Raw genomic sequence first — 3,811 nt, forward strand, 5'->3', positions numbered from 1 at the left:
CCCCGACGAACTTCCCAAACAGGCCCTAGAGGCCGCGCTGGGCCGCCCGCTCGCGGGAGCGGACGGGGTCGCCCGCGAGGATGACCGTCAGATCGGGCCGGTCGGCCGCGGCCGCCAACGTCCATAGGAAGTCGGCGGGCACGCCGTCGAGGCCTTGAAGCACCAGGGAAGACGCCGCATATCGGTCGCACACCACGACAGTGCCAGCTGCCAGTGCCGGGCGGATCTCCATTTCAAGGTGCTGGTAGCGGTCGGCCGCCACCAGGCAGGCGAGGGTGATCCCCTGGTAGTCGTCAGTACCGAAGCGGGTCAGGCTGCCCAGGGGGCTGGCGGTGGGCTCCTTGGTCGCCAGCACCGGCAGCCCGGCGCCGGCGAGTTGCCGGGCCAGGGCGGCCGTGACCGTGCTCTTGCCGATGCCGCTGGGGCCGTCGATGGCGAGGAAAAAGCCGGTAGTCATCGGCGGACGCTGGAACGGGCGTGCTGCTCGCGGGACAGCTCCACCAGGGCGGCCCGCACCTCATCTACGGTGGCTTCCCCGAACCGGATGTTGACCGAGAAGTTGAACTCGTCGCGCCCGCGCATGGCTTCGTCAAGGCCGCCAACGGTTAGGTCAACGGCGGTGTAGGCCAGAAGCTGCGCGGGCTGGTAGCGGCCGGTGGCCACGATGCGGTCCCACTCCGGCGTGCCGGGATACGGGCGGAACTCGAAGACGGAGGCCCGGAAGTTCCCTGGCTGGCCGTCCGCCACCTCCCACAGCTCCCTGACGTGGCGGACGGTGGCCGCCAACTCCTCGCGCGTCTCTGTGGGGAAGCCCAGGATGAAGTAGCCCTTCACCGAGATGCCGCGCTCGGTGAGGCGACGGACCACGGAGCGGGTCATATCGGGGTTGATCCGTTTGCCCATGTACCCAAGCAGCCGCTCACTGCCGGACTCGACACCCAGAGCAACTTCCCGCAGGCCGTTGGCGGCCAGTACATCCAACAGGGCGTCATCGGCCCGATGCAGGATGTTGATACGGCCGGTGGCATCCCAGACGAATCGCTCCCCGAGGCGGGCGGCGGTGAAGGCCTCCATGCACTGCCGGATGAACCGCTCGTAACCGAGAAAAAGATCATCGACGAAGCGGAAGGCGGTTACGCCGCCCGTGGCGTGCAGCACCTCCATCTCGGCGATAATGCCGGCAGGGGTGCGGGTGCGGATGGTGATGTCCGGGTTGGCGCTGACGGCGGCGCCACAAAATGAGCAGTCGTACGGGCAGCCGCGGGCACCGACCATGTTGGCCTCGACGCGGCCGTCTGGCGCCTGGTACGGGTCGCCCACCAGAAACCGGCGGTCGACGAAGGGCAGGCGGTCCACATCTGGGGCCAGGTGGTGGCCCGCGCCCGGCTGGCCGCCAGTGACGGGCTGGTGAAGGATGGGGTCGAGCCACATCACGCCGGGTAGGTCGGCGCGGGAGCGATTGTCCTGCAAGAGTTCTGCCACGCGGGTTTCGCCCTCGCCAAGCACCAGGGCTTCGAGCGCCCCGAAGCGGGGGTCGGCGATGATGGCTTTGGGCATGGCCTTGGCCTGGTGCCCGCCGACCATGACCATGATGTCCCGGTCCAGGCCGGCGGCGATTTCGGCGCTCACCTCGTAGGTGGGGGCCAAGAGGTTGAAGCCGGCCCAGCGCGGGCCGAGGCTGTTCACCAGCTGATAGGTCTCTTTGATGCCGAGTCCCAAGGCTTCGGCGTCAAGTACGCCGACGTTGAAGCCCTGGCTGCTCGCGTAGGTAGCGATGTAGGCCATGCCCAGTACCGGCAAGGTGAAGTCGTTCACCCGTGGGCGCAGGCCGTAGTCACGCAAGGGGGCGTTGATAAAAACGGCGTCGAGCGGGCGGTTCAGGTCGGCGCCCAGGACGGGGCCGTCATCCAATGTCTCCATGTTGCGATCCCCAAGCAAGGGTCAGGAGGGTCAAGGTCGATAGGTGTTCCCCCGCCAGATGCCGCCACTGAGCGCCGAAGGCACGCTCGTTATGGAACCAGTGGTGCGCCGGGGCAGCCCGCCCCGCCCACGTGCGTACGGCTAGATCGGCGTAGGGGTACAGGTCCCAGGTATTGGTGTAGTCGGCAACGGCCGCGCCGGCCGTCCAAGGGCCGATCCGCTGGACGCTCTGCAATTCGTCGATGAGGGCCGGTAGGGACAGACGCTTCCAGTTTTCGCCGTGGGCCAGGTAGGCCGTGGCGGCGGCCCGGATCGCTGCCCGCTTGAAAGCGAGCCCAAGCTCTCCGTATTGTTCGTCGTCCAGCTCCAGGACTTTTTCCGGACTCGGAAACAGGCCGTAGGTGTCGCCGTCCGGCAGGGCCACCTGCTGCCCGTGGGCTGCGCACAGCTGTCGGTAGAGCTTCTTGGACTGGCCCGCCCGGATGACCTGGCGCAGGATCGCGGTCGCCAGCGCCTCCCACAGCGAGGGGTTGCGGAAGCGGCCCACGTTGCCCAGGCCAGCCAGCTCCTTGGCCAGCTCCGGCACTTCACTGGCAGCGCCGTCCGGCATCCCGAAGACATCCGCCAGCGGCTCCGCTTCGTCGCCGCCCAGCGCCGTGAGCGTGAGGTTGCCGCCGTGAACCTCCGCCAAGACCGGGCCGCCCGGCAACGCAAATACGCGGCGTACCCCGGTATCGGTGGGAAGCCAGGCGGGGTATTCGGTCATCCAGCGGTCTGCGGAAAACGGCATGAGGAAACTCCGGAAGTACGGCTGTATTGGGCGAGGATATGACGCTATTATCTCATGGCGTCGCTCCGGGGTAGGCGGCCGTCCATGGCGCGCAGGCCATCGAGCACCCGTTTCAGTACGGCCATGTCATCGAAAACCAACCCAGGATCGGCACGTGCAACCGTGGGCCGGCGGTGTGGGAGAAGTGGGCCCGACTCCTCAGCTTCGGACGGCACCGGTGCCTCAATCTGGCATCAGGTAACTTTGCCGACTCCGGTGGGCGACGGGTAATAGGCTGCCGCAAGGCTCAGGGCTTCGACAATGTGGAGACCCCGACCGCTCTCACGATCAAGATATTGAACCTGAAGTTCAGGCGGCTTCGGGTTACGATCCCAGATTTCGATGATGAGGCTTCGCGCGGCCCAGCTGATGCGCATGGATACAATAGACCTTAAGCTACCACCCGAACTTTCCGTGGCCCGGACGGCATTGGTAATGAGTTCTGAAATCAACAGGGCCGTGGTGTCGAGAAGATCTGTAAGTCCCCAGCCCTCCAGCAGCCCGGCCGCCGCCTGCCGCGCCAAGGCCGGGGCCGTGGTGGCGGCGGCGAACTGGTGGACGCTCGCACGCAGGTGGGCGGCTGGCTGGGGCGCGGTGCTGGCCGGAAGGTTCATGCCGGCCCCGGGGAGGGGGTGGCCGGCGAAACGGTGAGCACCCGGGCGCCCAACACCTCGATCTCCACTTCGATGGCCTGCCGGACGGCGGGCAACCGGCGCAGTTCCGCGGTGACGGCCTCGGTTCGCTCCTCCAAGGCCGCCTGCTGCACAGCGGTGGTGGGCAGGTCGCCCGCGTCGCAAGCGAGCACGACCCCGACGGCTTCCAACCGTCCCAACGCCGCCCCGAGCCCTTCAGCAATGAGCCGCAGCGCCGCGCCGCCCGGCGGCCCCAGCCCGGAGTCTTGCCTTTCGGTGTCCCTGTCCACCGATTTCCTCCCCTCCTGGCACGGATGGATGACGCCCGAGGCCGGGGAGCGGGGTCCTCAGACCCGGCCCCGGGCGCCTTGGTCCTCAGCGTGAGCGGGCGGAACGGATACGGCCATGACGGGCCATGTATGAGGATCTG

5 protein-coding genes are annotated in these 3,811 nt (G+C 67.7%); all 5 read right to left on the reverse strand.

Annotated features, from left to right (window positions below; genetic code table 11):
* Positions 1-25 precede the first annotated feature (25 nt).
* Positions 26-457: a dTMP kinase gene (tmk, locus tag AC08OU_RS23415; protein WP_476602364.1), complete on the reverse strand. Its 432-nt coding sequence runs from the start codon at positions 455-457 to the stop codon at positions 26-28.
* Positions 454-1,920 carry a B12-binding domain-containing radical SAM protein gene (locus AC08OU_RS23420; protein WP_476602365.1) on the reverse strand — a complete coding sequence of 489 codons (1,467 nt, stop codon included), beginning with the start codon at positions 1,918-1,920 and terminating at the stop codon, positions 454-456. The genes tmk and AC08OU_RS23420 overlap by 4 nt, the downstream gene beginning before the upstream one ends.
* The gene (locus tag AC08OU_RS23425; RefSeq protein ID WP_476605826.1) at positions 1,904-2,710 is read right to left on the reverse strand and encodes a DNA glycosylase family protein; all 807 of its coding nucleotides are present in this window, start codon (positions 2,708-2,710) and stop codon (positions 1,904-1,906) included. Before AC08OU_RS23425 ends, AC08OU_RS23420 begins: the two co-directional genes overlap by 17 nt.
* A gap of 233 nt (positions 2,711-2,943) precedes the next feature.
* The gene (locus AC08OU_RS23430) at positions 2,944-3,363 is read right to left on the reverse strand and encodes an ATP-binding protein (protein WP_476605827.1); all 420 of its coding nucleotides are present in this window, start codon (positions 3,361-3,363) and stop codon (positions 2,944-2,946) included.
* Positions 3,360-3,671, reverse strand: coding sequence for a hypothetical protein (locus AC08OU_RS23435; RefSeq protein WP_476605828.1), 312 nt, complete (start codon positions 3,669-3,671; stop codon positions 3,360-3,362). Before AC08OU_RS23435 ends, AC08OU_RS23430 begins: the two co-directional genes overlap by 4 nt.
* Positions 3,672-3,811 lie beyond the last annotated feature (140 nt).

The organism is Frankia sp. CcMO1 (assembly GCF_977945845.1).